Genomic DNA, 26,132 nt, shown 5'->3' on the forward strand with positions numbered 1-26,132 from the left:
GCGCGCGGCGTGGGGCGCGAAGTTTTCACTCGGGGAGTGCGATTGGGAAGTCCTGACCATAGCCGTAACTGGCGGGGTATTGGGCGCTGCCTTTGTGCGCTTCAGTGACTTCGGGGACGCGTGCTTCGATGTAGGCTTTCAGCTCATTGACGGAGACGATGCCGTCGCCGGTGTCGGCCTTGCCGTTGAGGGCTTCGAGTAAGGTGTAAGTGAAGGCGCCGTGCCCGAGTGTTTTAAACTCAATTGCAGTTTGATCGCTCGCTGTCGCGGTCAGCCAGTGGGTGCCTGTGCTGCGGGCGAGTTGAGCGATGGCTTGCTCTTCCGCGGCTCCGCGCATCGCGACGGTCTTGAGTGCGCCTTCAGATTGGCAGGCGTCGAGTATGAAGAGTTGTTTTTGCGCGGCGATATCACGTGAGTATTCGAGTAGCTCGTAGCTGGATAGACCTCGTTTTTGCAGTGTGCTGCGATCGCCGTAGAGCTGGGTCATGTCGGCGGGAGCTAGGTAGAACTCCGCGTATTCGTCTTCGGAAACGACGCCATGACCTGCAAAGAAGAAGATGAAACTATCGCGTGCGGTGGCATCTGCCTGGATGTTTTCTAAGATGCCAATTATGTTTTCACGGGTGGCTTCGCTGTTCTTGAGTTGATAGACTTTGGTTTGCGAGTAAATCGTTTCAGAGCCTGCTTTGATGCTTTGGCTGATGGCCTCGGCATCGGCGACGGCATAATTCAAATTGTAGTCTGAGTTGCTGTACTCATTGATGCCGATGACGAAAAGATGTAGGCGCATGCCGGTGGAGTCGCTTTCCTCGCTGTTGGCGGAATAGACTATAATCTCGTCGGGCACGGACTCGGTCTCTTGTTCGTTGATGGCGATGGCACGAAAGCGGTTTTTGCCCTGTGCTAAGGGGAAGGTGTAGCTGGCTTCTTGGGTAAAGAGTTCGTCGCTGGGTGCGTCCTCGTCGTCTTCTACGAAGAGCCCACGGGTGCCGCCTGAAACGAGTTTTCCGTTTTGATAGATACGGATGTCTTTGATGGGGCTGCCTTCGCAGCTGGCTGAAATGTTGAGCGTGACGGTATCGGTGGCGATTTCGACGCTTTCGAACTCGTCTTCAACGGAGAGGCCGCGTTGTTGGGGGCCGTCGATCTTTAAGTGTAATCGGGGAGCGTAGCGTAGCTTGTCCAATCGGATCGTGGGCTTGGGGCTGAGGCCGTTAATAAGTGAACCCAATAGTCGTGGCCGATAGAATTTATCAAAGTAAGCGGCGAGTGGATTGATTTGATCGCCTTTTACGTAGAAAATGTTGGCGTGTGCATCCTGATTGGAAGTGAAGAGGCCGGTTTCAGGATTACGCACCAACCATTGATTTGTATTTTCAAATAGATAGAGGTCGGCTACGACAGCTGCCACTGCACTGTCGATGAGCTGTAGGCTTGAGCTGCCCAGTGTGTGAGCGAGTAAAAAATGGCTGTCAGCCAGGGGTGTCAGGATGTCGGGCTTTTGACTTAATTGAATTGTCGCTCGGGGCTTGGCACTGGGCAGTGCATATTGTGTGATCGAGGCGCTTTTAGATGCGGTTGCGATCCGTGAAAAGACGCTGCCTTTCGGGGAATACACATAGGGGTGTTCGTTGGCATAGTAATCGTTTAAATCACCGACCTTTGCGCCATCCACTGTTTGGAATTTGGCGATTTTTGTCTGCGCGTTATTGCTGGCTACGAAATGAGTGCCGCCTTCGATAAATTTGAGGTTTCGCATGTAGCACGCATCCTGATCGTAGCGTGCTTCTTTGCGCCATAGCTCTTTGCCAAGACTGAGGTCATGTAAGGTGAGGCTTTGACGATATTCGCCGTCTTGATGTTTGGAATTTCCATAGAGGATTCTGTTACCATCGTCGGAGATGGCGAGGATGGGGTCTGCTTCGACCATCGAGCTGATGTTATTCGGGACATCGATGGTGGCGACGACCTCAAGATCGTTGCTGCTGCCACTGCGGCAGACGACTAAGCGGTTATCAAACAGTAGAGCGATGGATTGTGCGTCGGGTGTGATTGCGATCGCTTTACGCCCACCCACTCTGTGGTGAATGCCGTATAGGGTGTAGCTTGTAGGTGATAATTGAATACGCTTACTTGTGGGGGCGCGGGGCGAATCAAGCATGGCGACTTGAGGGGATTTGCCGTCTATGTAGTAGATGGCGCCATCTTGCTCGGGGATGAATACCGCGATGTCCTGCAGGTCGCTAGGAGGCGGAGCCAGTTCTCGCACCTGGAGACCAGCTTCGTTGAGGTGGATCAAGCGAACGCTATTTCCTCGTACTGCCGCGAATTCAAAGCGATCGCCTTGCGGGTAGATGCTGTCAGGAGTCCAGGCTTGTTGCATCCAAGGCCCACGGAACACTTGACGGGCGGCATCAAAGAACTGTAGCGAGCTGGAGCCGTCTCGCTGTTCCATGGCGAGTAGCGGGCGGGTTGCTTCCTTTGTCTTAAAATTGCTGACGGCACGCGCTCTTTCCGAAGTTGGCCGTGTTTCTTGGCTAGCTGTCTGCGTTTGAAAATCATAGAGAACGAAACCCGCTTCGGTGGGGAGCAGCAGGATTTGCTCAATTGTATTCGGGAAGTCGATGCTTCGTAGCCGAGGCGCGTCCTGGCTATGTGTTGGTATGGTGCGGAGGACTTTATCGCTTTCTGGCGTAATGATGTGATAAGCCCAGTGCGAATCAGCCGGCTTTGCAGTGAGTAAGCTGCCGTCTGGCAAATAGCCAAGTAAGCCTTCCTGTGCTGGGTGCATGCGGTGGGCTCCGGTGTGGGGATTTATCTCTAAACTAGGATGTTGAGTGCCTGCTGCGAACAGCAAAGACTGCCGATCTTTGCTGGCGGTGAGTGTCCAATCGGGAGTGGGGGATTTTAGGTAGAAGCCGGGGCCAAAGCTATCCAGTGGGAGTTCTAGCTCGCAAAGCTTAGTGTGTTTACTGTCTGTGTCGGCTGTGATTTTGACCAGTGTGAGTAAGATGCTTTGTGAAGTCTTCGCGTCGTAATAGGGACTGCGTTTGAGGACATAGACGGCTGCTTCATCTGCAGCATACCAGTGTGCGATGCGATAGGGGGTAGATGCCTGTGCTGACCACTTGTATTTGTTGAAGTTGAATTCATCGTAGTAACTTACATTATTCTTTGAAATGACACACACCTGGCGTGGGATATGGGTGAAATGAACTGCAAGGAGTTGGCTGGCGTTATTCGCAGAGAAGTTTTTCTCGATGAAAGGAACGCGTTGTTCACAATCCCAAATTTTTAGGGAATCTTGATCATAGGTAAGTAAATATTTGCCATCGGGTGATTGTTCCATCCCGAGCAGTTGCCCTGAATGTGAACTCGGTGCCACGAGTCGCAAGGGCCCCATGGCCGCTTGGCGTTTTTGTTCGATAATGACTTCGGGCTTGGTTTCTTCGGAAGTGATCAATGCCTCGTATTGCGCATGCAGTGATGAGATCAATGAGAGGCCGATCAAGCAGAGACTGTAAAGGAAAGGACGCATCATAGTCGTAGGGGCGCCACTTGTGGCGCCCGCGGTAGTTTTAACGGGTGGGTGCTTTTTTAGGTTTGAATGTGTGCAGGCGGTGTTGGTGCTTTCGCGGTCTTCACAAGTGAAGACACCTAACGTTATTGATTTTTTAGGGCGACTGGGAAATCGCGGCCGTAACCGTAGCTGGTGGGGTATTGTGCGGTGCCTTTGTGCTGGGCGGTGATGCGTGGTAATTCGCTTTCGAGGTAGGCTTTGAGTTCGTTGATGCTAACGCGGGCGTCGCCGGAATCTGCGGCGCCGTTGAGCCCTGCGAGGAGGGCGTAGGTGAATGCGCCGTGGCCGAGCTCCTCAAACTCTGTGGCGAATTGAGAACTGCTGGAAGCGGTTAGCCAATGAGTTCCTGTCGCTCGCGCAAGTTGGGCCAGGGCTTTCTCCTGGCTGGCTCCTCGGCTTGTAAATACTTCGAGCGCGCCGCCTGAGTTACAAGCATCGAGAATGAATACTTGTTTTTGTGCCTGGATTGTTTCGGCGAGTTGTTTGAGTTTGAAGCTGGAGATGCCGTTCGTTTTCAGGGTGTCGGATGCTCCGTAAATCTGAGTGACATTGGTGGGGACGAGGTAGAAGAGGTCGTTCTCTTGTGACATGACTCCGTGCCCGGCGAAATAAAAGATAAAGGTGTCCTGCGGTTTTGCTGTGGCACGAATGCTGTCGAATTGAGCGAGTATGTTGTCGGCTGTGGCTTCGTGGTCAAAGATGGCATAGGTTGAGACCTCGTCGTAGAGTGCGGCATTTGCGGTTTTTAATGTTTCAAGAATGCTACTCGCATCGGGCAATGCGTAGTTGAGGGAGTACTTTGGGTTCTGGTATTCGTTGATGCCGACGACGAGAATGTGGAGTTTGTGACTGTTGCGATCGCTTTCGTCCGGATCTCCGAACTGGAGCTCGGCGAGCGCGGGGATTGATTGTATGCCATTTACATTGATGGCAACTAGTTTGAATGCATTCAAACCTGGGATGAGCTGCACTGGAAATTCATGGAAACTGGTCGGGCTTCCGGCGACTTCAAAACTTTTGATGAGCTTTTCGTTTTGGTATAGATTGAGTTCTGCGAGATTACCTATGGTCGAACCGGCCGAAAGCTTGAGCGTCATTTGCTCGCTAATGTAGGGCTGGTGTCGTATTTGGGCGGTGGGTGCGCGCTCGATTTGTTCAAACTCCAGGGCCTGCTCTGGGAGCTGAATGCCGGCTAAGAGCTTGGGCAGTAGGGTGGGCTCGTATGCCTTATCAAAAATTTGAGAGAGTGGCAGGAGTGCGATTCCTTGTTGGTAGCTGCCTTTGGCTTGAATGCTTGCAGTGGCATCGAAGTGTCCGTTGTTGGACTGTATCAGATAATCGCTGCCACCGTTATAGAAGGTTAGCGATGCGAGTTCATCGTGATTGGAGTCGGGTGCGAGCGAGTGAAAGTTTAAGGTGCCTGCGTCGGTTTGGCGTATCATTAAATCGGCTCCCGCAGGGAAGTGAATCGCGCTGGTGCCTGAGGCATCGTTGAAGGCGAAGTAACGTGGAGCTTTTTGTGTGAACTGTAGGCAATGAACTTCTTCTGAATTGTAGAATACGAGCAGTTCTTTGGATGGCTCATAATGAGTGTTAAAAATGAGGCGAAAGTCTGTGGGGTTCAATGCCGCCTCGGATAGTTTGAAATTTATCGATCGGCGCTCTAACAGGGCGCCTGTAGATGGCTGATACCATTCGATTTCACCGCTGCTCGCATTGAATAGACGGATCGCTTGATCGGTGTCGCGGAAGCCTGCGAAGTGTCGGTGCGGTCCGTCTAAGGGAGTCGTCCAAGACGCTTGCGGATAGTCGCTGAGCTCGCCATCGAGTGCGAATGCGCTTAGAACGCTGCTGGATGGAGTCGCATCGGGCTTTAGCTGAGTCTTGAGCTGATAGAGCCGGGAATCGTCAGGGGCAAAACTGTAATGCACGGGGGACTGCTCGATACGACCGTCGTTATCTCGCGGTGTGCCATGTTGATCGATTTGCAGGCCATTTTTCGGAGATTGATATTCGTAGAGGTACGCGTGGAAGCTATCCAGTTGCAGCAGCCACTTTTGTGAGGCACTTTGCAGAAAGTCGTTGGAGTAATTGGGGAGTATACTAGGCGGTGGATTCGTTGCAAAGCCGAGCTTGGTTCTTTCAGGATCATGCGGAAATACCTCGGGCGCGTAGCGATAGAGGATGTCTTCGGGGTCGACTCTGGAGAGAATGGAGGCGCCATCGGCTGAATACGCGACATCGACTGCTGTTTGTCCGCGCAGGCTATGTTGTATGCTAGAACGAGTGATGCGAAAAAAGTGCACGTTGTCGTTCTCGTCGGTGGCAAAGAATTCTGGTTTGGATGGATGAAAGGCGAATTCACGAAATTTAAATTTGCTCGGCCGGGCGACCTCTTTGATTTCGGTCTTTTCGGCTAAGTCATAGTGCACAAGTTGCGTGTCGCTGCCGTAGTCCTTTTGCACCGCTAGTAAGAGTTTGTTCGCATCTTGAGGCGCGTGACCCAGTAGCCGAATGCGGCTGTAGTCGAGAGAGAATCGCTGCAGTTCATTACCAGATTGTTTATCCACTTGAAAAAACGCGCCACTACGTGACAGCCATTGCGTCGCTTCCTCTGCGAGATAGTCGCCTTCAATCCGAGTGGCACGCATCTCTTTTTTATCCGCCACTTCGAAGTTTTGTAGTGTTTTCAAGCTTCCTGATTCAAGGTAATCAATGAAGAAGCGTTCTTTGCCTTCCTCTTTAATTATGCGTTGGGCGATGACCATACCCGCACGGCCTAGTTCGAATTCAACTCCCGGCACGTCGATAATACGTAGCACTTCGCCTTTGTATGGATCGAGTAAGTGATAGTTGCCCTTGGTGTTTGTGAATTCAAGAACCGTTGAATTCGGTTTTGTGGGTCGAACATGATTATACTCGATCTGAGTCGTTTGCGGGAATGTGTTGAGTGTTGTCAATTTTCCACTCTCCATCTCAAGCTCTATGACGCGCGTGTCGCCGTAGACATCGCTCTGCATGTGCGTTTTCGCGGGCGTGAGCTCGTTGGCTAAAATCAAAATACGCCCCGACTCGATGTGGGATAGTAACTGAAAAGCTCCGATTGCAGGAGCGGAATCGGGGGTGACTGTGGTGAGTCGTTTGGTGGCTTTGCCGGGATCTAAACGATAAATGTGGTAGGCTGTGCTCTTGCTCCAACTGCCTTCGGAGGTGACTAAGTAGAAGCAATTCGACTCTGGTGATTCGTAGACGAATGTGATTTCTTTCAAGTCCGACAATCGATCCGATTTACCTGTAGCAAGGTTTAAGCGATAGAAGCCTTGGACTGGATCCACATAGTAGAAAAAGCGGTCATCATTGGAGAAAAACGCAATCTGGGTGTGTGCGTCACTGACGATGAACTTTGGCAACAAAGTTTTGGCACTGGAGATCACGGTTCCAAATTGCCCGCTGGTGAGTGCGTAGTTTCTTTGAGGGCTGAGTGTATCCAGGCTCGCATTGCGATCGATGATCGTATCGGCGATGGCTGAGTGAGTGAGCTGCAAAAAGAGTGCAATGCAAAGAATTAAGGTTTGTAAGCGTTTCATGAGAATTTGGACAGGGCTGTGTCTGTATAGTCGAAGGTTTACAGTGCTTGAATTCGTAGGGGCGCCACCAGTGGCGCCCTCGGTAGTTTTAGCGGGTTGGTGTAATTTAGGTTTGGTTGTGTCCGGGCGGTCTTAGTGGTTTCGCGATCTTCACTAGTGAAGCACCTAAGTTTGGCTCAGTCATGTACGATTTCGACCATTAGTGGCACCACGTGGCCTTTGGTGTTTTCTTGCACGGCGAAGCCGATGCCGTCGGAGTCGTATTGGATATACTTCTGGTCAATTAGTCGGCTGCCGAGTGCTTTGCTGACTTTGACCGATAGGGTTCCGGTTTCGGATTCCATTGATTCAATCAATGAGCTGACGCTGAGTGGCTCATCGGAATAAAGCATGAGCAAGTAGTCGGTGCCAGGTTCCTTGTCCATGCGTACGACCTTGCGCTCGGAGGGGAAAGCGATGGTGCTGTTGCGCCCGATCATGGGGGACATGTTATCGTCGAAGGGCAGGATTTTAGTGATCTTTCCGGTCAGATCTGTGGCAAAGGCATAGAGGTAGGCGCGCGAATTGGTCGTCACAAAAAAACGGAAGCGTGTGCCGGATGGATAGGCGCGCGCGAGTCGATAGCCTTGGTAGCGATTGCCCGAAGCCGACTTGCCGTCTTCGACGATTTTAATCGCGGGCATCGGGGGGCCGTCGCGTTCTTGAAAGGCGACACTGCCTGCCAGCAAGAGCGGGATTTCGGGCGGGCGAATGGTATTCTTCTGATACGGCTGTGCCTTGGGTTGCTTACCATAGGCCTGAATGGCCGCAAAGCAGGCAGGCGCAAAATGTTCGTAGGGCACCCAGATATAGCCGCCATCGCCCCAGCCAGTGCCCCAACTGTTGATGATGCGAAAGGCGCCACCGTGCTTGTTGTCGTCGTAGCCGACGATGGCCATGGCGTGCGCCCCGTGACTGTCGGAGGCTTCGAGGTCGCCGGGTTGACGTGTCCAGACGCTGTGGCCACGTCGATGGAAGGAGGGATACACCGTGAAACCGATCAATACTGGAGACCCTTCAGAGAGTGCTTTCTTGATCGAGCGCACTTTGAATTCATTGTCTGGTTTGTTATTCACGTAGAAGAGCACTTGGTAGTCTACCAAGGGAAATTCGGTGGCTTTCAGCATATCGTTCGAATCGATGCCGATCGAGCACTGGTAGGGGACGTCCTTAATTTTGGCGGCCCCGACGGTAAGCATGAGCTGGAGTGCCTGCGCGATGTCGGTGCCTTCCTTACAATTGGGATCCGGTGTGACGAGCCGGATCTGCTCATAAATAAAGGAGGGCGAAAAGATGTTGGCGTTGATCTGTGCCTTTGAGGTTAAGCCGTGCTCAATCGCGTAGAGCATGGTGCGCATATGGTATGCGGAGACAAAGGCGGTGCAGGTGCCGTGCGGCCCCTGATTGCCAGGAGTCGGGCAGTATTTTTCCAAGGAAACCGAGGGCGGTAAATTGGCATACGTCTCCTCTGTGACGGGCGCCTTGTACGGGATGCTGCGATAGGTCTGCTCATTGAAGACCATGCCGGTGGCGTAGCGTGTGTCTTCAGTCGCGGGCTCTTGTGCCTGACCATGTTGGCTGCACAAAATCAGCGTGCAGATAGCTAATAGAAATTGAGATCGTCTAAACATATTAAAATTGAAACGTCACAGGGCGATTTTCCTTCGCGGGCTTATGTAGTCATGCCAGAATCTTCTCCAGCAATTGCTTCCATTGTGCACCTGCTGCTTTGCCGCCGAGCACATCGACGTCTTCCTGACCTGCGCCTCCTGCCCAGCGGTATTGATCTTCTAAATAATAGCTTGGCTCGACCGTGTTTTGCGGACGGATGAAGGAAAACTTGTAGCTTTGATTGAGGAGAGTGATGTGAATGCCGCCCTTGAAATAATACCAGGGCATTTTGTAGCCGCTGATCTCGCCCTTGCTGGCGCGTAGCAGGGGGCTCGGCTGTTCTTTTAGAATCGCGCCGCATGTTCCGTCCGGCATGGCGAAGCGATCCGCCAGCATCTGGATGTCGTGTTCACTAAACTTGCCCGGCCCACAGGCGACAAAAGTCAGGGCATTCCCATCCCAATGGAGCATGCCGGGGATACTTTTCGTCGCCCCCTCGAGGAGCCAGGCTCTGCTTTCGAATGCTGTCATCTTATCATTGTGGTTGGAACTGTGCTACAATGTCGTTTGAGAGATCGTTACGGAATACGTGTTTTCTAAGATATATACCTCATAATAATTTAGTATTTCGAGTTTTTATTATCTGAAATGATGGGCTGTATTAATTCTTATTTTAGAGGCTGGGAGCATTCGCATTCTTGTTAAATTTACTGCTGAAACTTTGCCGTGCGGGCTTTGTGGTGTCTTGAGCAGCTGCGAGTACTTGTTTAGTAGACTTGCATACGGGGGCGCTTTATTCTAATTGCGAGTATGCGTATTTGTCTTCTATCTTTTGTATTTTCTTTGCTGTTGGCTCTGACGGCACATGCGGTTGCCGTGCAGGGGCGGGTGAGCTCGGTTTTAATCGATGAGCGATCACTTGAAGTTGAGCTGACAGCATCGGAGGAGGGCGAGCTCGCCGTGGGTACTCCGCAGACTTTTCGTGTCGGAGCAGGCGATTTGGCGATCGGCTACGAAGGGCGTTTAATTAAGGGGAATGCTGCTTATTACGGTAAGCGCTGGCACTTAGAGCAGGTTTTTCCCTTGGATGGACAGGGCGCAAAAGCTGCTGGTGATGTGAATCAGCAATTGCATCAAGTCACCGCAGCGATGAGTCGCCGGAAATATGTGAAGCAGGGGGAGTATATCCCGAATTTTGCGATGATCGATCAGCATGGCGACTTCTTGCAAATTCGCCAATTGCAAGGAAAGCCATTCGTACTGAATTTTATTTTCACACGTTGCACTGTGCCGACCATGTGTCCGGCGTCGAGCACGCGTATGTCTACGATGCAGGATGCGGCTCGCGAAGCGGGGCTAGAGGATCTACAGTTTGTGACTATTACTTTCGATCCTGCCTTTGATTCACCAGGTATTTTGAAGCAATACGCTGAAGGCTATGGCATGGAACCTGAGAATTTTCACTTATTGACGGGCGAGCCTTCGGTGGTGGAAGACTTGTTGCGCCAGTTTGGAATTCTGACCATGGATGAAGCAGGCACGATCAATCATACCATGGCGACCTTGTTGGTGGATGCTAAAGGTCGTGTGGCTTATCGCAAAGAGGGGGCGACGTGGACCACTGACGAATTTCTTGCTGCGGCGAAAAAACTCTAGTTGAGATGGCCGGTCGTGCTTGTTGTTGTCCTATGTGAGACGATCTGCATGTGGCGGTAATACATTTATTAGATCTCAGTAATTCAGCTTGAGTTTCTACGTTTATTTCGGGAGCATCTTTAAGTATATGGCTCAGATTGATGTTTTCTTTGATGCGTTGCTCGAATTTAAGGGCTCCGATTTACACCTGACGACGGGAAATCCGCCTTTAATTCGTATCAATGGTGAACTGGAGTCGCTGGATTATCCGCCTTTGACCGATTCGGAGCTGACCGAGATGCTGTATGAAATATGCCCGGGGGATAAGGTGGCTGAGTTTCGAGATAATGGTGACATTGATTTCGCGCTGGGCTATGGCGATAAGGCTCGGTTTCGGGCTAATTATTTTCAGCAAAACAAGGGGATCGGAAGTGTTTTTCGTACGATCCCGATGAAGATTTTGACAGCGGAGCAGTTGGGCTTGCCGGACATTTGTCGTAAGTTTGCGGGTTTAAAAAAAGGCTTGGTTGTTGTGACTGGGCCGACGGGCTGTGGGAAGTCTACCACTTTGGCGGCAATTATTGACCAAGCGAACTCGACGCGCTCGGATCATATTTTAACGATCGAAGATCCCATTGAATTTGTTCACAAAAGTAAAAAAGCACTGATTAATCACCGAGAGGTGGGAGGGCACACTAAGTCGTTTGCAAGTGCCTTGCGTGGTGCATTACGAGAGGACCCGGATGTGATTTTGGTGGGTGAAATGCGTGATTTGGAAACGATTTCGTTGGCGCTTGAAGCTGCGGACACCGGGCACTTGGTCTTCGGTACCTTGCATACGCAGAGTGCCGCGAAGACGGTTGATCGAATTATTGATGTCTTTCCCTCCTCGCAACAACAGCAAATTCGGGCAACCTTGGCTGAGGCGCTGGTAGGTGTGGTTTCACAAAATTTGTTTAAACGAGTGGATGAGCCCGGGCGAGTGGCTGCATTTGAGGTTTTGGTGGTGGATACGCCGATTTCGAATCTGATTCGCGAGGGCAAGACCTTTCAGATTCCCTCAATGATCGAGGTGGGGCGTAAGAAGGGAAACCGCCCATTGGATGATTCGATCATGGAGCACCTCATGGCACAGCGAATTAGCGGCGAAGAGGCCTACGAGAAGTCGATCCATAAAGAGAAATTTCGTCCTTTCCTTGAGCGCGTACCTGAGCCATGGGAAGAGTAGTATGAATCTACTTCAGCAATACGACGCCGACTTACTTGAAAATTATACCACTTTAATTGGAATCGATGAGGCCGGGCGTGGTTGTTTGGCGGGGCCTGTGAGCGCGGGCGCATGCGTCGTCAGCCGTGCTCTGTTTGGCTCTCCGGCAGCGCTGCAGCAAAGTGCTTTGATTAACGACTCTAAGCAACTCAGCGCGGAAGCACGCGAGGGCCAATACTTGGTCTTGGAACAACTACAGGCACAGGGCTTAATCGACTTCGCGGTGGCTTTTGGTTCGGTCGAGGAGATTGCGGCACTCAATATTTTAGGCGCAACCCGTTTAGCCATGCAGCGGGCTGTAGATCAATTGGCAGAGCGTGCGAAAGACTGGAGCTTACCACACACCGCATCGGAAGATCCGCTTTTTCAGTGTGCTCGTGAGGTGAAGCTCATTGTGGATGGTCGTGCGCTTAAGCCTTTTCCCTATGCGCATGAAGGTTTGGTTAAGGGGGATGCCAAGTCTCTTTCAATCGCAATGGCGAGCATCGCGGCTAAGGTTACGCGGGACCGCGAGATGTATGCACTGGCTAAGGTCTACCCCGCGTATGGTTTTGAGCAGCATAAGGGATACGGTACTGCTGTGCATCGGAATGCGTTGAAGATGCATGGTGCCTCTCCGATACACCGCGAACTTTTTCTGCGTAAGGTCTTGGGCTAGCGGGGCTCGCTGATATTGGCTCTTATAGCATTTAGAATCTGGTTTACGGCCGGATCGCTACGAGTTCGTATTCTCTGGTAGCGATGCGACGGCAGTCGCGTCGAAGCAGTCGGTGGCTGGGCGACAGATCGACCTTGCTCGCGCAAGTTCGCTACGAGTTCGTATTCTCTAGTAGCGATGTGACGCCAGTCGCGTCGAAGCAGTCGGTGGCTGGGCGACAGATCGACCTTGCTCGCGCAAGTTCGCTACGAGTTCGTATTCTCTAGTAGCGATGTGACGCCAGTCGCGTCGAAGCAGTCGGCGACTGGGCGACAGATCGACCTTGCTCGCGCAAGTTCGCTGGAAAAAAATCAGCCCGAGCCGTTTGAATTGATTTCGTTGCCGCTTTATCTGATTGCCCGTGACGGCTTTTTCATTTGGCTTATGGTGGAGGCGGGACTCCAACAAGCGCAGCCAAATCGATAAAGCACTGTGATTGTCTATGAAGCCGCTTGAAAGTGCGCCAAATATTGTCTGTTATTTGTAAGACGCATCCGTTTTGTTCGTTTCATTACTATGCGTATATTAAATTCAGTGAAAGGTCTTCTTGTTTATATACTGTTTTTGACTGGGTGTGTCCCACAGTCGGAGCAGGCATCTACAGATCTACAAATTTGGGTCAGTTTGCTGCCACAGCAAACGATCGTAAAAGCGATCGTGGGGGAGCACGCGACTGTGAACGTGATGGTGCGTCCTGGGCAAAGCCCTGAAACCTATTCACCCGGAGTGCCTCAGATGGCGGCCTTGGCGAAGGCTGATTTATACTTTGGTATTGGCATGCCTTTGGAGCGTATGATTCAGGCTAAGATGGAGCGTTCTATGCCGCAATTGCACTTTGTGCAAACTGCAGATTTAGTCGATGCGGGGCATGAACATGATGCGGGGCATGTGCATAGTGAGGAAACTGACCCGCATGTTTGGATGGATCCACAATGGATGCTGGGCTTTGTGGACTATGTGCGGGATGCTTTGATTGCCCAGGAGCCGATGTTAGCCGATGAAATTATTGCCAATGCCGCGGCGGTGAGTGCACAGTTAAAAGCCTTGGATACTCGCCTAGCGGCTCAGCTTAAGCCTTACGAGGGGCGGAGCTTCTATATTAATCACCCCTCTTTGTCACACTTCGCTAAACGCTATGGTATTGTTCAGCGATCGATTGAACATGGGGGCAGTGCGCCTTCAGCAAAGCAGGTGGCAGAATTGGTACAGATTGCAAAGTCCGAGCAAGTCGGTGCGATTTTTACCCAGCCCGAGTTCGGGCGTAGTAGCGCCAGTGTGCTCGCACGTGCGCTTGATGTGGAACTCGTGGAGGTCGACGTGTTGAGCGCAGATTATTTTAGCAACATGCTAGACATCGCTCAGCGATTGCAAGATAGCTTTAAGTGATGAGCGAATCGGCACACAGTAGTTGTGGATGTCAGACGCATTCGGGCGAACCAGTGGTTTGCTTCGATGGCGTCTCGTTCAGCTATGGACGCAATCTTGTTATAGACGACGCCGACTTTGATATTTACCAAGGCGAATCGGTTTGTGTGATTGGTCCCAATGGTGGTGGTAAGTCCACCTTGCTTAAACTCATGTTAGGGCTGTTGACGCCTGATCAGGGTGAGATTCGTCTCTTCGGGCAATCAACCAAGCAGGGGCGGGCGCGTGTGGGTTATGTGCCGCAGCAGATCGAGTTCGATCCGCTCTTTCCAGTTTCCGCTTTGGATGTTGCTTTGATGGGGCGTTTGGGGAAGGGGAGCTTTGGTTTCGTGAGTCAGGCGGATCGCGCCACTGCGCGTGACGCATTGGCCAAGATGGGCTTGGCAGACCAGGCGAAACAGCCCTTTGCCAGTCTTTCGGGAGGACAACGTCAAGCGGTGTTAATTGCGCGAGCACTGGTCGCTGAGAGCGAATTATTGCTGTTGGATGAGCCCACGGCCCATGTTGATGTGGCCGCGGAGGAGCGCTTGATGAAGAGCTTGAAGGCGCTCGGCAGTGAGCTGACAGTGATCACGGTGTCACATGATTTGGCTTTCGTTTCCCGTTCCGTGCCGAAGGTTGTCTGCGTTAATCGTTGTGTGCATGTGCATCCAACCGCTAGGTTGACTGAAGCGCGTATTCGCGAACTCTACGGGCACGAAGTCCGTATGGTGCAGCATGATCATGAGCATCTTGACAGTCATGGGGGGCACCATCATGACTGATTTTTTCAGAGCCTTATTGGATCCGGATCTCGGTTTTTTACGCAATGCGCTACTACTGGGCTTGATCGGCAGCATCCCGTTGGGAGCGGTGGGCACATTTGTGGTGGCACGGCGGATTAGCTATTTGGCTGCGGCGATCGCGCACTCGGTGTTAGGCGGTATTGGAGTCGCACTTTATGCGCGCGAAGTGTTGGGCTGGTCTTGGTTGCACCCGATGTTGGGTGCGCTGTTGGCTGCGTTGACCGCGGCCGGGGTGATTGGTTGGGTATCGTTGCGCAGTAAGCAACGCGAAGACGCGATTATTGGCGCGATCTGGGTGACAGGTATGGCGATTGGCTTGCTCTTTATTTCGCGCACGCCGGGGTATGTGGATCCGATGGCATATTTGTTTGGCGATATTTTATTAGTGACTGCATCTGACCTGTGGATCGCCAGTGGGGTGGGGGCCTTGATTGTGGCGATACTCTTACTCTGGCACCGTCAGATCGTGGCAGTCTGTTTCGATGCCGAGTTTGCCGCGATTCGAGGTGTGCATGCAGATCGTATTTATTTGTTATTGCTGCTTTTGACTGCGTTGACGGTGGTTACACTTGTTTCGCTGGTGGGGATCGTTTTGGTGATCGCTCTGTTGACTTTGCCGCCGGCGATTGCCTCATTGCGCGCACGTAGCCTGGGGCAGATGCTCATTCACTCGATCCTATTTACCAGCTGTTTTGTATTCTGTGGCTTAGGGCTTAGTTATGCGCTGAATCTACCAACGGGACCGACGATCATTTTGTTGGCAGCGTTGGTCTATTTATTGGCCAACGCTGTCAAACGTGTCTGCGGCAATTAAGGCAAAATGCGCTTATCCCTGCGTGTTCGCCTGGGGGAGCACATCGTTACATAATAGATGATTGCGCTCTAAAGATAAGGAGTGTTGCAGGAGCTCTATGCAGTGCCTTTTTCTTTGGCCAACCAGCGTTCGATACGACGCACGGCGTCGGGGCGGCGTGGATCATCGGGCTTCATGCGGTTGAGCAAATTGAGTGCGGTTTCAGCGTAGTCGATGGCTGTCGCGCTCTTTAGTTTGTCGAGTTCGGAGTGCTTGATTTCGCCTTCGCGAATCATCTTACGGGCGTCGGCTTCGATCTCCATACTGGCACCGCCGGTGCCACGTTCTTCGCCTTTACCTTTGGCACCGCCGCCCCCGCCGCCGCCTGAGCCTTCGCTGGGCGAGCCGTCGTTTTCAACTTTCTGACTGCCGCCGCGTGGTTCACGTTCGATACCGGCCGGGTATTGTTTGCCATCTTTGCCAGTGACATGGCTTTGACTCTCGATACGGTTTTCCTTTTCCATCTCCATCCGGCAGCGACGGACGAGATCGGGGGAAACTTTACACATGGAGGCGATCAGAGCGTTGGACATTTCCGGCCATTCTTCGAGTGCAATCTCCGCTGCGTTACGCTTGTCGGCGTTGGAGCGGTAGATGCCGTTGGTGACATTGGCACCGAGTGCATGGCGCAGGGCATCCGTACGGGAGCCTTCATGCACTTCGGCTGCAATTTCTTCGTATTCGTTGCGTTGCGCTGCAAGAAAGCGGTGAAAGCCGTCGGCTAGCCAATACTTGGTGCCGTCGTAGTAGGTGACGATGGGGGGAATTGAGCGCCTTCCAGCATCGCTTCAGCGTAGCTGGAGATGGCTTCGTCGTTGGTGGCAACACGTGCTTGAGTGCCGCCGTAAATGTCGATTTTGTCGAGTCGTAGATCTTTGGTTTGCATAGTTGAGCGCGCTTTTTTGATCAAGGGATTGCTGGAAGACAACTGGAGATTTTAAATTCTAGAAAAATAGACCGTGAACGTGTGTTTTTTCGTAAATGTCATTGACCTTATTTCCGTGCGGCTTTGCCTTTCATCACTGATATCAGGTATGCTTTTGTGCCTGATTAGACCCTGAACAGAATTCTACCCACTACCATGACAACTGATAATTCCTCTATGGAATCGGTCTCACATGAGCACCGTAAGTTTCCCCCTGCCTCTGAGTTTGTTAAGTCCGCACATATTAGCGGTGAGGCAGCCTATAAAGCGCTCTACGAAAAGAGTATTCAAGATCCTGAGGGTTTTTGGGCCGAAGCGGCTGAAGAACTGCATTGGTTTAAAAAGTGGGACAGCGTGTTGGACGCATCCGAAGCGCCGTTTTTTAAATGGTTTGATGGCAGTCGCACTAATCTTTCTTACAACTGCCTAGACCGTCACATTGAAGCGGGGCGTGGTGACAAGATCGCGATCCACTGGGAGGGCGAACCGGGCGATGCGCGTGACATTAGTTACAAGCAGATGCACCTCGAAGTCTGCCGTTTCGCCAATGCGATGAAGGCGCGTGGTGTGAAAAAGGGCGATCGTATCGCAATTTATCTGCCGATGATTCCGGAGTTGGCCATTGCGGTGCTGGCTTGTGCGCGTATCGGTGCGGTGCATTCGGTGATTTTTGCGGGCTTCTCTGCGGACTCGATTCGTGACCGTGTGCTCGATAGTGAGACCTGCATGGTGATCACTGCCGATGGAGGCTACCGCCGTGGCAAGATGTTAGAGTTGAAGCAGATCGTGGACGAAGGCATTGCGAGCTGTGAGTGCGTGAAAGATGTGGTCGTGGTGAAGCGTGGCGATGCACACCCGGTCGACTGCAAGATGCAGGAAGGTCGCGACAGCTGGTATCATGATTTAGTGGCAAATGTGGACGACGATTGCCCGGCCGAAGAGATGGAGGCGGAGGATCTCCTCTTCTTGCTCTACACTAGTGGTACCACTGGTAAGCCTAAGGGCATCATGCACACCACTGCGGGCTACCAAGTGTATAGTTACCTCACCTCGAAGTATGTCTTCGACCTCAAACAGGATGATGTGTATTGGTGCACCGCTGATGTGGGCTGGATCACCGGACACACTTATATCGTGTATGGCATCATGCAAAACGGTGTGACACAAGTGATGTATGAGGGCGCGCCCAACCATCCGGATGAAGGGCGCTTCTGGGACATTATTGAGAAGTATAAAGTATCGATTTTCTACACGGCACCGACTGCGATTCGTGCCTTTATGAAGTGGGGCGACGACTGGGTAACTCGTAAAGATCTGTCGTCTTTGCGCCTGCTTGGCACCGTGGGAGAGCCAATCAACCCTGAGGCGTGGATGTGGTATCATAAGATGATCGGGGCGGAACGTTGCCCGATTGTGGATACCTGGTGGCAAACCGAAACCGGCGGCCACATGTTGACGCCGATGCCGGGCGCGACGGCGACCAAGCCAGGCTGTGCGACTCTGCCGTTTTTCGGGATCGAGCCTGCAATTTTGACCGACGATGGTGAGGCGGTGGAAGCGGGCATTCTCGCAATTAAGAAACCATGGCCGGGCATGTTGCGCGGTATCTATGGCGATCCGCAGCGTTTTAAAGACACCTATTGGTGTAAGTGGGGCGGGAAGTACTATTTCCCCGGCGATGGTGCCCGTCGTGATGAGGATGGCTACATCTGGATTCTTGGCCGCGTGGACGATGTCGTGAATGTATCCGGTCACCGTATCGGCACTGCCGAGTTGGAGAGCGTATTTGTCGAGCACAAGGATGTGGCTGAATCTGCGGTGGTCGGTGTGCCACACGAGATCAAGGGGCAGGGGCTGGTCGCCTTTGTGACCGTGATCGATGGGCGTGAGCAAGATGATCAGTTGCGCAAGGAGCTGGTCACGATGATCGATAAGAGCATCGGAAAATTTGCCCGCCCTGAGCGTATCTTGTTTTCCTCGGATCTGCCCAAAACACGTTCTGGTAAAATTATGCGCCGCATCTTGCGTGACATCGCCGAAGGCAAAGAGCTCGGTAATGTGACGACACTGGCCGATCCGACAGTGGTCCAGGATTTACAGCAGCAATATTTGAAAGGCTGAGGTAGGGCTCTTTCGCCGAAAGAGCCGTTGGCGGGTTAGAGGCTGTGTGCGTCTGCGATGTTCGTCTTCGTTTGCGGCTGGATCGGCGAACGGACGCCTCGGCGAGGCGTCCCTACCTGGCGTGCCTACTCATCGGACTCTTTTAATTGCATTTTGGGCAGGCTTTTGTTGTCATTTTTTGTATGTTACCAGAGCGTAAGCAATTGCCACATGGTGTGCCTTCTTGGGTGACGGAGGGGGCGATCTATTTTGTGACAGTTAATTGTGCGAAGCGTGAGACGAATCAACTTTGTCGGGAAGATGTGGCTGTTGAGTTAAAAGGTAGTATTCAGCTTCGACATCAGAAACGAGAGTGGTGGGTTCGACTATGTGTGTTGATGCCGGATCATCTTCATTTACTGATTTCCTTTTCTCGTGAGGTGTCGATGAGTGCTTCGATGGCTAATTGGAAGTGTTTTACGGCGCGTAAGTTGGGAGTTGGTTGGCAGCGTGATTTTTTTGATCATCGTATTCGTGATCTTCATTCACTTGAAGAAAAGGAGCATTATATTCGTCTGAATCCAGTCCGAAAGGGGCTGTGTAAGCAGCCATGTGATTGGCCTTACTGTTGGAATTCGGACGATTTCGCGTAGAGCGGTCTGTTCAGGTAGGGCTCTCTCGCCGAGAGAGCCGTTAGTCGAGGGCGTTTTGTGTGTCTGTAATTTTCGTCTTCGTTTGTGGCTGAATCGACAAACGGACGCCTCGGCGAGGCGTCCCTACCTGTTGATTACTAATGATCGCACCGTTTTCCCGTCGACCCAAGAGCCGCTGATCAAGGTGGCTCTTGGGTAGGGGGGCACGCCGCTTTCGCCGCTGTGAATCATACTGATGACCATGTCGATGGCGGCCTCGCCGCAGACATCGTTGTGCTGATTCATGCCAGCCCATTGGGGCGCGGCTGCGCGGTGCTCTAATTGAATTAGTCCGACTTGCTCTGGTATAGAGTAGCCGAGTGCTTCCATCCAGTCATACACTTGATTGTAAAGGGTGAAGATTACGTCAGGTTTTTCCCCTGTGAACCATTCTTGGAATAGCGAGAGGTTTTCTTTGGCCTCGACCACTCGATTGAATGGTATGAGTCGCTGTTGGGGAGGCAGGGCAGTTTGACCGATCTGGTAGCCTGCTGTAAAACGACCTTCGACCAGTTGATCGATTTTTTGATCTAAGACTAGGCCTGGACGTTGGTAACCGCGGGCCAGGGCATTTTCGAAAGCGCGTAATGCGATGATGTGATGGTCCGTGCATGCGAAGGAGAGCGCGGGTTTGCGCGTGCGCACACCCGTGACTACGCAAGGGTAGTTTTCCCAGATTTCGTTAAAAGCTTCTGGCAAACGATTGCTGTGCATCAGGCCGACGATTACTACGCCACGAATGCCGCGTGCTTTCAGGATCTGGTTTAGTCGCCGTCCGTCTAGGTCGGGGTCGTGTAGCCAGAAGTTATCCAAGCTATAGCCCATGAGTTTCGCGCGTCGTTGGCAGCCTTCTACGTAGGTGGGGATGGTTGGATGTCGGCTGAAGGCCTGTTTGTCCTGGTTCGCATTGAGCAGCGCCAGAGAGGCTTTGAGCCCAGTGTTGCTGCCGGAACGCAATTCGGCCATTAAGTGCGCTACGGTGGGGTTGCGCTGGTAGCCGAGTTCGTCGGCGATCTGCTTGATGCGCTGGCGTGTGGCCTCCGGGATTTGAGGATCGTTGCGCAATGCCAGCGATACGGTGTTTTTGGAAACTCCGGCTTTTTCGCCGATGGTGGACATGGTGACGCGCTTCATCACACTAGCTATGTGTCTGCTTACATTACTGTCAAGTATTGGGCGGCTTCCTTCTGTGCGGCGAGCCTGTAGTTTTACAGCATGTCTTATACCCTCGGAATCGATTATGGCACCAATTCGGTGCGTGCACTTATTGTCAATTGCCAGACTGGCGAGGAACTTGCCGCTGGGGTAGTGAATTATCCCAGTGGGCAGCAGGGCATTTTATTGGATGCCAAGGACGCGCATGTCGCGCGGCAAAGTCCGGCTGATTATTTGTATGGGCTAGAAGAGTCGGTGCGCATCGCCTTGGCTCAGGCGAATCAGCGCGACGATTTCGACGCCAAAGATGTGATTGGCATTGGCGTGGATAGCACGGGCTCCAGTCCCATACCTGTGGATGCCAGCAATACACCGCTGGCATTGGACGCGGCGTGGAAGGATCACCTCGCTGCGCAGTGCTGGTTATGGAAGGACCATACCAGTCATGCCGAGGCGAAGCGTATTACCGAACTGGCGGCGGCGCATCGTCCGCAATACATCGCGAAGTGCGGAAATATTTATTCCTCCGAGTGGTGGTGGAGTAAGATCTGGCATTGCTTAAACGTGGCTCCCGAGGTCTTCGAGGCCGCTTACAGTTGGGTGGAACTCTGCGATTATGTGCCCTCTGTGCTGGCCGGTGTTAAAGACCCCAAGCAAGTGGTGCGTGGGATCTGCGCGGCGGGGCATAAGGCACTCTACGCGGAAGACTGGGGCGGTTTGCCGGACAAAGAATTTTTGAGTTTGCTCGACCCCAAGCTCGCCGATTTGCGTGACCGTCTTTACACGCAGGCGGTTGATATTTCCCACTCAGCTGGCAAGCTCTGTGCCGAGTGGGCAGAGGCCTTAGGCTTGCAAGCAGGCATCGAGATCGCAGTCGGTGAGTTCGATGTGCACTTCGGCGCGATCGGCTGTTGCGTGACTGAGGGCACCTTAGTCAAAGTGATTGGCACGTCCACCTGTGATTGTGGCGTCGTGTCGGCAGAAAATACCGTAGCCGACATTCCCGGGATTTGTGGCATCGTGAAAGGTGCGATCTTGCCGGGATTCTACGGCATCGAAGCCGGTCAAAGCGCTTGTGGTGATCTCTTTAAATGGTGGGTGGAAACCGCCTGTCAAAACGACGAGTCCATGCACCGCGACTTGACCGAAGCCGTGGCTAGTCAGCGTCCCGGGCAGAGTGGCCTCTTAGCTTTGGATTGGAATAATGGAAACCGCACCGTGCTGGTGGACCAACGATTGACCGGACTCATTCTGGGCCAAACCTTGCACACCACACAGGCTGAGATTTACCGCGCCTTGATTGAAGCCACCGCCTTCGGGGCGCGCATGATCATTGAACGCATCGAGGCCTATGGCGTGCCGATCGAGCGCGTTGTTTGTGCCGGGGGCATCGCCGAGAAGAACGCGATGCTGATGCAGATCTATGCAGACGTGACCGGACGTGAAATGCGCGTGTCCGGCTCCTCACAAGCCTGCGCCTTGGGTTCCGCTGTCGGAGCCGCCGTGCTGGCGGGGGCACACCCTGACTTTAGCAGCGCGCAGGCCGCGATGACCTCACTTAAGGACATCGTCTATCGCCCTGATCCAGCGGCGCATGCCACCTACAATCAACTCTTTAAATTGTATCAGGAAATTCATGACGCCTTCGGTGGCGTCAACAGCAATGCCGACCTGGGGCAGGTGATGAAGCAACTGCTCAATATTAAGGAAAGCATTTAATCAGACCACTGAGTCGTGGCCTAGCCACTGCGGTCTTCACAAGTGAAGCCCCTACAACTCCCTTTAAAATTTAACTTTAAACAAAAATATGACACAACAAATCTGGTTCATTACTGGTAGCCAACATCTCTATGGCCCCGAAACTTTAAAACAAGTCGCTGCGAATGCAGAGACGATTGCACGTGCGCTGAATGCGGATGCGAGCATCCCGGTTGAAATTGTATTCAAGCCGATCGTGACCACGCCGGACGAGATTCGTGCCGCGTGCACGGCTGCGAGTGGGGATACGAATTGCATCGGACTCATTACCTGGATGCACACTTTCTCGCCGGCGAAGATGTGGATCAATGGCTTGTCCAATTTAACTAAACCGATCTGCCATCTACACACACAGTTCAATCGCGACATCCCCTGGGATACGATTGATATGGACTTTATGAACTTGAATCAGTCCGCGCATGGTGGTCGCGAGTATGGGCATATTTTGACTCGTATGCGTATCCAACGTAAAGTCGTGGTCGGGCATTGGGAGGATCCTGCAGTTCGCACACAGTTGGCCGACTGGAGTGCCGTCGCTTTGGGCTGGCATGAAATGCAACATCTCAAGGTGGTGCGCTTTGGCGATAACATGCGTTTCGTATCGGTCACCGACGGTGATAAGGTGGAAGCCGAACGCGTCTTTGGCATGTCCGTCAATACCCATGGCGTGGGAGATCTGGTCGCTGTGATCAACGAGGCCAGCGATGCACAAATCGATGCTTTGTGTGAAGTGTATGCCGAAGAATATGAGCTCGCGCCCGAGCTTGCAAAGGGCGCCGCACGTCACGATTCCCTGCGCGAGGCCGCGCGCATCGAGATTGGCCTGCGTCGCTTCTTAGAGGAGGGCGGTTATGGCGCCTATACGAACACTTTCGAAGACCTGCATGGCATGGAGCAACTGCCCGGCCTGCCAACACAGCGCTTGATGGCCGAAGGCTACGGCTTCGGTGCCGAGGGGGACTGGAAGCATGCGGCGCTGGTGCGTGTGCTCAAGGTCATGAGCCAGGGCAAGAGCGGGGGCACTTCCTTTATGGAGGACTACACCTATCATTTCGATCCCGCAGGTGCGCGTTGCCTTGGTTCGCATATGTTAGAGATTTGCCCCAGTATTGCGGCGTCCAAGCCGCGTTGTGAAATTCACGAGCTGGGCATCGGTGGCAAGGCTGACCCTGTGCGCCTAGTGTTTAACGGCGCCGAAGGACAGGCCATCAACGCATCCCTGGTGGATCTCGGCAATCGCTTCCGTTTTCTTGTCAACGAAGTCGAGAGCGTGGCTATCGAGCAAGATATGCCCAAGCTGCCCGTCGCGCGTGTGCTTTGGGATGCCAAGCCCGACTTGCAGACCGCAGCCGAAGCATGGATTCAAGCGGGCGGGGCGCACCATACCGCGTTTAGCTTCGATGTCAGTGCCGATCAAATTGAGATGCTCTCCGAGATGGCGGGCGTGGAATGTGTGTTCATCGATGAAAAAACCGAAATGCGTGCCTTCAAACAAGAGCTGCGCCTCGGCGAAATGTATCACGGAATCCGCGGACTTTAAAACGCGCAACTGAAGATAAGTTATGAATTATAAGGACATCCGTGAAGAATGCTGTGAGGCCAATATCGCCTTGCCGCGCACCGGTTTGGTCGACCTCACCTTTGGTAATGTAAGCGTGCTCGATGCCGCAGCCGGGGTATTTGCGATCAAGCCGAGCGGGGTGGATTATGCCGCGCTCAAGCCAGAAGACATGGTGATCGTCGATCTCGAAGGTCAGACCGTCGCAGGCGAGCTACGCTTTTCCTCCGACACACCGACCCATCGCTGTTTGTTTCTCGCATTTGCCGAGCATGGCGTGCGCAGCATCGTGCACACGCACTCGCGTAAAGCAGTGGCCTTTGCGCAGGCGGCGATAGAGATTCCATGCCTCGGCACGACGCATTGCGACTACTTCAACGGTCCCGTGCCCGTGACTCGTGACATGACCGCAGCCGAGGTACAGGGAGCATACGAGTGGGAAACCGGAAATGTGATTGTTGAGCGTTTTGCAGAGCTCAACCCCATGGAGATTGCAGCCGTGTTGGTGCGCAATCATGGTCCTTTCGCTTGGGGCGTGAGTGGCGCCAAAGCCGTCGAGACCGCGCAAGCCTTAGAGATCGTGGCCGACATGGCTTTGCATAGTTTAAGTCTCAATCCAACTGTCTGTCCCGCGCCGAACTATTTGCGTGAGAAGCATTTCTTCCGCAAGCACGGAGCTGGAGCGTATTACGGACAAAAGTAGGTGGACGAGGTCGAAAGCGGTTCCCGCGTCCGCAACGTAAGTGTAGCGGAACGAGGAACTCGTTTCGATTGCTGTGGAATTAGGGTGAGAAGCATTTCTTCCGCAAATACGTAGCTGGAGCGTATTCCGGTCAGAAGTCGGCGGATGCGTTCGATCAATGAGGTCGATCGTTGAGGTAGGGCTCTCTCGCCGAGAGAGCCGTCGGTTCGAGGGGCAGTGAGCGTCTGTAATGTTCACCGTCGTTTGCGGCCAGGTCGACGAACGGACGCCTCGGCGAGGCGTCCCTACCTGTTATTTCTCTTCTTTCGCTTGCGCACCGCGCAGCACGTCTTCCAGTTCGAGGCCGGTCATGGCTTTGATGCCTTTGAGTAGTTGCATCAGCGCGACCATCATGATCACCATACTGGGTACCGCGATGACGGGCCAGCTCCAGGCCATCATTTTACTGACTTCAGAATTAAAGGCATCGGTGCCGCTGGGGCTGACGACGATCCAGCGGGCGAGGAAATAGTTGAGCACTCCGCTGAGTAGAAAAGAGGCTGCAAGCAGCCAAGTGCAGCGCACTAGTAGCTTTTCGAAGGCGCTCTCCGACTGGTGCTCCACCAGCGCCTCATGCACTTTGTCCACGTCGATCATTTCTGGGTTGTAGAGCAGTGTGCGAATCAGCGGGTAGGGGGTCTTGAGCGAAATAAGCACTGCCAGACCTAGTAATAGCGGTATGGCGGCTTCTTTGACGGCAAACCATTCGGTCGGGATTTCGAGAATGCCGATGCCTCCGGTGAGTAACACGCTGACCAGTCCTAGAATGGAAAAGATATTGTATTTCGAGCGCTTGACGTAGTCGTAGATGAAATAAGCGATGGGAAAGGCGATGGCGATCAGTAAGATGCCGACGGCTACGTTCTCAAAATATGGTTCTAAATAGGGGCCCAGCCATTTTTTACCCTTGTTGAGTAGCAGGATGGGAAGGATCAAATTAAAGCCCAGGTTCAGAAAGGTATTCTCCTTTTTGACGGGCTGTTTATCCGTGGGTTGCGGATTTTTTGAAATAGGTGAGTTGCTGGGTTGCGATTCTGGCATGAGTTCGCCTAGAGTTTTAAGGCTTATGTCGAACGCAAGCTCTATTCGTTGTCTTATTACTGCGGGTCCCACCCGTGAATTTATCGATCCGGTGCGCTTTATTAGCAATCCATCGACTGGAAAGATGGGCTTTGCCCTCGCCGAGGCCGCTCTGGAAGCGGGATGGAACGTCGACCTGGTCGCCGGGCCTGTGGCCTTGGAGGAGCCGGATGGGGCGATTCTTTACCCGGTGGTGACCGCGGAAGAAATGTTTCATCAAGTCGATGCGCTCTTCGATGCCTGTGATGTGTTGATTATGACGGCCGCGGTCAGTGATTTTCGTCCGGTCGTCCAGCATGCGAAAAAGGAAAAAAAAGATATGGCCTCGATGAACATCGAGCTGGAGCGCACCACCGATATTTTAAAGACAATGACCGATCGCAAAGTCCATCAAACTGTAGTTGGCTTTGCGGCTGAGACGAACGATGTGGTGACTTATGCGAAAGAGAAACTCTTGTCGAAGAATCTTGATTTTATTGTGGCCAACGAAGTCGGCCAGCCAGGCGTTGGCTTTGCTGCGGATACGAATGAGGTGCTGTTGATCGCTGCGGACGGAAGTTCCGTAAAGCTAGGCCCAAGCACGAAAGCTGCCATCGCCAAGGAACTGATTCAGTTGGTGACGCCAAGTGCTTAAGACACAATT

21 protein-coding genes are annotated in these 26,132 nt (G+C 52.8%); 13 read left to right on the forward strand and 8 right to left on the reverse strand.

Translation table 11 applies throughout. From position 1 onward, the window contains the following. Window positions 1-25 precede the first annotated feature (25 nt). The 4 genes from SH580_RS21035 to SH580_RS21050 form a co-directional block, all read right to left on the reverse strand. Entirely contained in the window at window positions 26-3,541 is a 3,516-nt protein-coding gene (locus SH580_RS21035) for a caspase family protein (protein WP_319832772.1), read from the reverse strand. A 122-nt stretch (window positions 3,542-3,663) separates the two neighbouring features. After that, window positions 3,664-7,167: a caspase family protein gene (locus SH580_RS21040; RefSeq protein WP_319832773.1), complete on the reverse strand. Its 3,504-nt coding sequence runs from the start codon at window positions 7,165-7,167 to the stop codon at window positions 3,664-3,666. A 176-nt stretch (window positions 7,168-7,343) separates the two neighbouring features. Then, window positions 7,344-8,837 carry a C1 family peptidase gene (locus tag SH580_RS21045; protein WP_319832774.1) on the reverse strand — a complete coding sequence of 498 codons (1,494 nt, stop codon included), beginning with the start codon at window positions 8,835-8,837 and terminating at the stop codon, window positions 7,344-7,346. 49 nt (window positions 8,838-8,886) lie between these two features. Next, a complete protein-coding gene (locus SH580_RS21050; RefSeq protein WP_319832775.1) occupies window positions 8,887-9,348 on the reverse strand; it encodes a hypothetical protein in 462 nt (153 codons plus the stop codon). 279 nt (window positions 9,349-9,627) lie between these two features. Between SH580_RS21050 and SH580_RS21055 the strand changes: the two genes are divergently transcribed. The 7 genes from SH580_RS21055 (at window position 9,628) to SH580_RS21085 (ending at window position 15,440) form a co-directional block, all read left to right on the forward strand. Continuing rightward, window positions 9,628-10,473, forward strand: a complete 846-nt coding sequence (locus SH580_RS21055; protein ID WP_319832776.1) for an SCO family protein — start codon at window positions 9,628-9,630, stop codon at window positions 10,471-10,473. 127 nt (window positions 10,474-10,600) lie between these two features. Further along, the gene (locus SH580_RS21060; RefSeq protein ID WP_319832777.1) at window positions 10,601-11,680 is read left to right on the forward strand and encodes a type IV pilus twitching motility protein PilT; all 1,080 of its coding nucleotides are present in this window, start codon (window positions 10,601-10,603) and stop codon (window positions 11,678-11,680) included. Window position 11,681: 1 nt separating this feature from the next. After that, window positions 11,682-12,377: a ribonuclease HII gene (locus SH580_RS21065; protein ID WP_319832778.1), complete on the forward strand. Its 696-nt coding sequence runs from the start codon at window positions 11,682-11,684 to the stop codon at window positions 12,375-12,377. A gap of 228 nt (window positions 12,378-12,605) precedes the next feature. Next, the gene (locus SH580_RS21070) at window positions 12,606-12,842 is read left to right on the forward strand and encodes a hypothetical protein (protein ID WP_319832779.1); all 237 of its coding nucleotides are present in this window, start codon (window positions 12,606-12,608) and stop codon (window positions 12,840-12,842) included. Between the two features lie 108 nt (window positions 12,843-12,950). Further along, complete coding sequence (locus SH580_RS21075; protein WP_319832780.1) at window positions 12,951-13,802, forward strand: metal ABC transporter substrate-binding protein; 852 nt, start codon at window positions 12,951-12,953, stop codon at window positions 13,800-13,802. Further along, window positions 13,802-14,605 carry a metal ABC transporter ATP-binding protein gene (locus SH580_RS21080; protein ID WP_319832781.1) on the forward strand — a complete coding sequence of 268 codons (804 nt, stop codon included), beginning with the start codon at window positions 13,802-13,804 and terminating at the stop codon, window positions 14,603-14,605. The genes SH580_RS21075 and SH580_RS21080 overlap by 1 nt, the downstream gene beginning before the upstream one ends. Then, a complete protein-coding gene (locus SH580_RS21085; protein WP_319832782.1) occupies window positions 14,565-15,440 on the forward strand; it encodes a metal ABC transporter permease in 876 nt (291 codons plus the stop codon). The genes SH580_RS21080 and SH580_RS21085 overlap by 41 nt, the downstream gene beginning before the upstream one ends. A 95-nt stretch (window positions 15,441-15,535) precedes the next feature. On the opposite strand, the gene SH580_RS21090 is transcribed toward SH580_RS21085, so the two are convergent. Next, window positions 15,536-16,138, reverse strand: a complete 603-nt coding sequence (locus SH580_RS21090; RefSeq protein WP_319832783.1) for a chromosome partitioning protein ParB — start codon at window positions 16,136-16,138, stop codon at window positions 15,536-15,538. Window positions 16,139-16,200: 62 nt separating this feature from the next. Next, the gene (locus tag SH580_RS21095; RefSeq protein ID WP_319832784.1) at window positions 16,201-16,365 is read right to left on the reverse strand and encodes a hypothetical protein; all 165 of its coding nucleotides are present in this window, start codon (window positions 16,363-16,365) and stop codon (window positions 16,201-16,203) included. A 195-nt stretch (window positions 16,366-16,560) separates the two neighbouring features. Between SH580_RS21095 and acs the strand changes: the two genes are divergently transcribed. Together acs and SH580_RS21105 are read left to right on the forward strand one after the other, a co-directional pair. Continuing rightward, on the forward strand, window positions 16,561-18,525 hold the full coding sequence (gene acs / locus SH580_RS21100; RefSeq protein WP_319832785.1) for an acetate--CoA ligase: 1,965 nt from the start codon (window positions 16,561-16,563) through the stop codon (window positions 18,523-18,525). Window positions 18,526-18,707: 182 nt separating this feature from the next. Beyond that, window positions 18,708-19,157: an REP-associated tyrosine transposase gene (locus SH580_RS21105; RefSeq protein WP_319832786.1), complete on the forward strand. Its 450-nt coding sequence runs from the start codon at window positions 18,708-18,710 to the stop codon at window positions 19,155-19,157. Window positions 19,158-19,280: 123 nt separating this feature from the next. Here SH580_RS21105 and SH580_RS21110 read toward each other — a convergent pair whose 3' ends face one another. Next, entirely contained in the window at window positions 19,281-20,330 is a 1,050-nt protein-coding gene (locus SH580_RS21110; RefSeq protein ID WP_319832787.1) for a LacI family DNA-binding transcriptional regulator, read from the reverse strand. An 81-nt stretch (window positions 20,331-20,411) separates the two neighbouring features. Between SH580_RS21110 and SH580_RS21115 the strand changes: the two genes are divergently transcribed. The 3 genes from SH580_RS21115 to araD all read left to right on the forward strand — a co-directional run bounded on the left by SH580_RS21115 (window position 20,412) and on the right by araD (window position 24,370). After that, window positions 20,412-22,070 carry a ribulokinase gene (locus SH580_RS21115; RefSeq protein ID WP_319832788.1) on the forward strand — a complete coding sequence of 553 codons (1,659 nt, stop codon included), beginning with the start codon at window positions 20,412-20,414 and terminating at the stop codon, window positions 22,068-22,070. An 88-nt stretch (window positions 22,071-22,158) separates the two neighbouring features. After that, window positions 22,159-23,649 carry an L-arabinose isomerase gene (gene araA, locus SH580_RS21120; RefSeq protein ID WP_308951847.1) on the forward strand — a complete coding sequence of 497 codons (1,491 nt, stop codon included), beginning with the start codon at window positions 22,159-22,161 and terminating at the stop codon, window positions 23,647-23,649. Window positions 23,650-23,671: 22 nt separating this feature from the next. Continuing rightward, entirely contained in the window at window positions 23,672-24,370 is a 699-nt protein-coding gene (gene araD / locus SH580_RS21125; protein WP_308986264.1) for an L-ribulose-5-phosphate 4-epimerase AraD, read from the forward strand. 291 nt (window positions 24,371-24,661) lie between these two features. On the opposite strand, the gene SH580_RS21130 is transcribed toward araD, so the two are convergent. Further along, a complete protein-coding gene (locus SH580_RS21130) occupies window positions 24,662-25,450 on the reverse strand; it encodes a VC0807 family protein (RefSeq protein ID WP_319832789.1) in 789 nt (262 codons plus the stop codon). A 25-nt stretch (window positions 25,451-25,475) separates the two neighbouring features. Between SH580_RS21130 and SH580_RS21135 the strand changes: the two genes are divergently transcribed. Next, window positions 25,476-26,123: a phosphopantothenoylcysteine decarboxylase domain-containing protein gene (locus SH580_RS21135; protein WP_319832790.1), complete on the forward strand. Its 648-nt coding sequence runs from the start codon at window positions 25,476-25,478 to the stop codon at window positions 26,121-26,123. Window positions 26,124-26,132: the final 9 nt, after the last annotated feature.

This window comes from Coraliomargarita algicola, from assembly GCF_033878955.1.
Taxonomy (GTDB): domain Bacteria; phylum Verrucomicrobiota; class Verrucomicrobiia; order Opitutales; family Coraliomargaritaceae; genus Thalassobacterium; species Thalassobacterium algicola.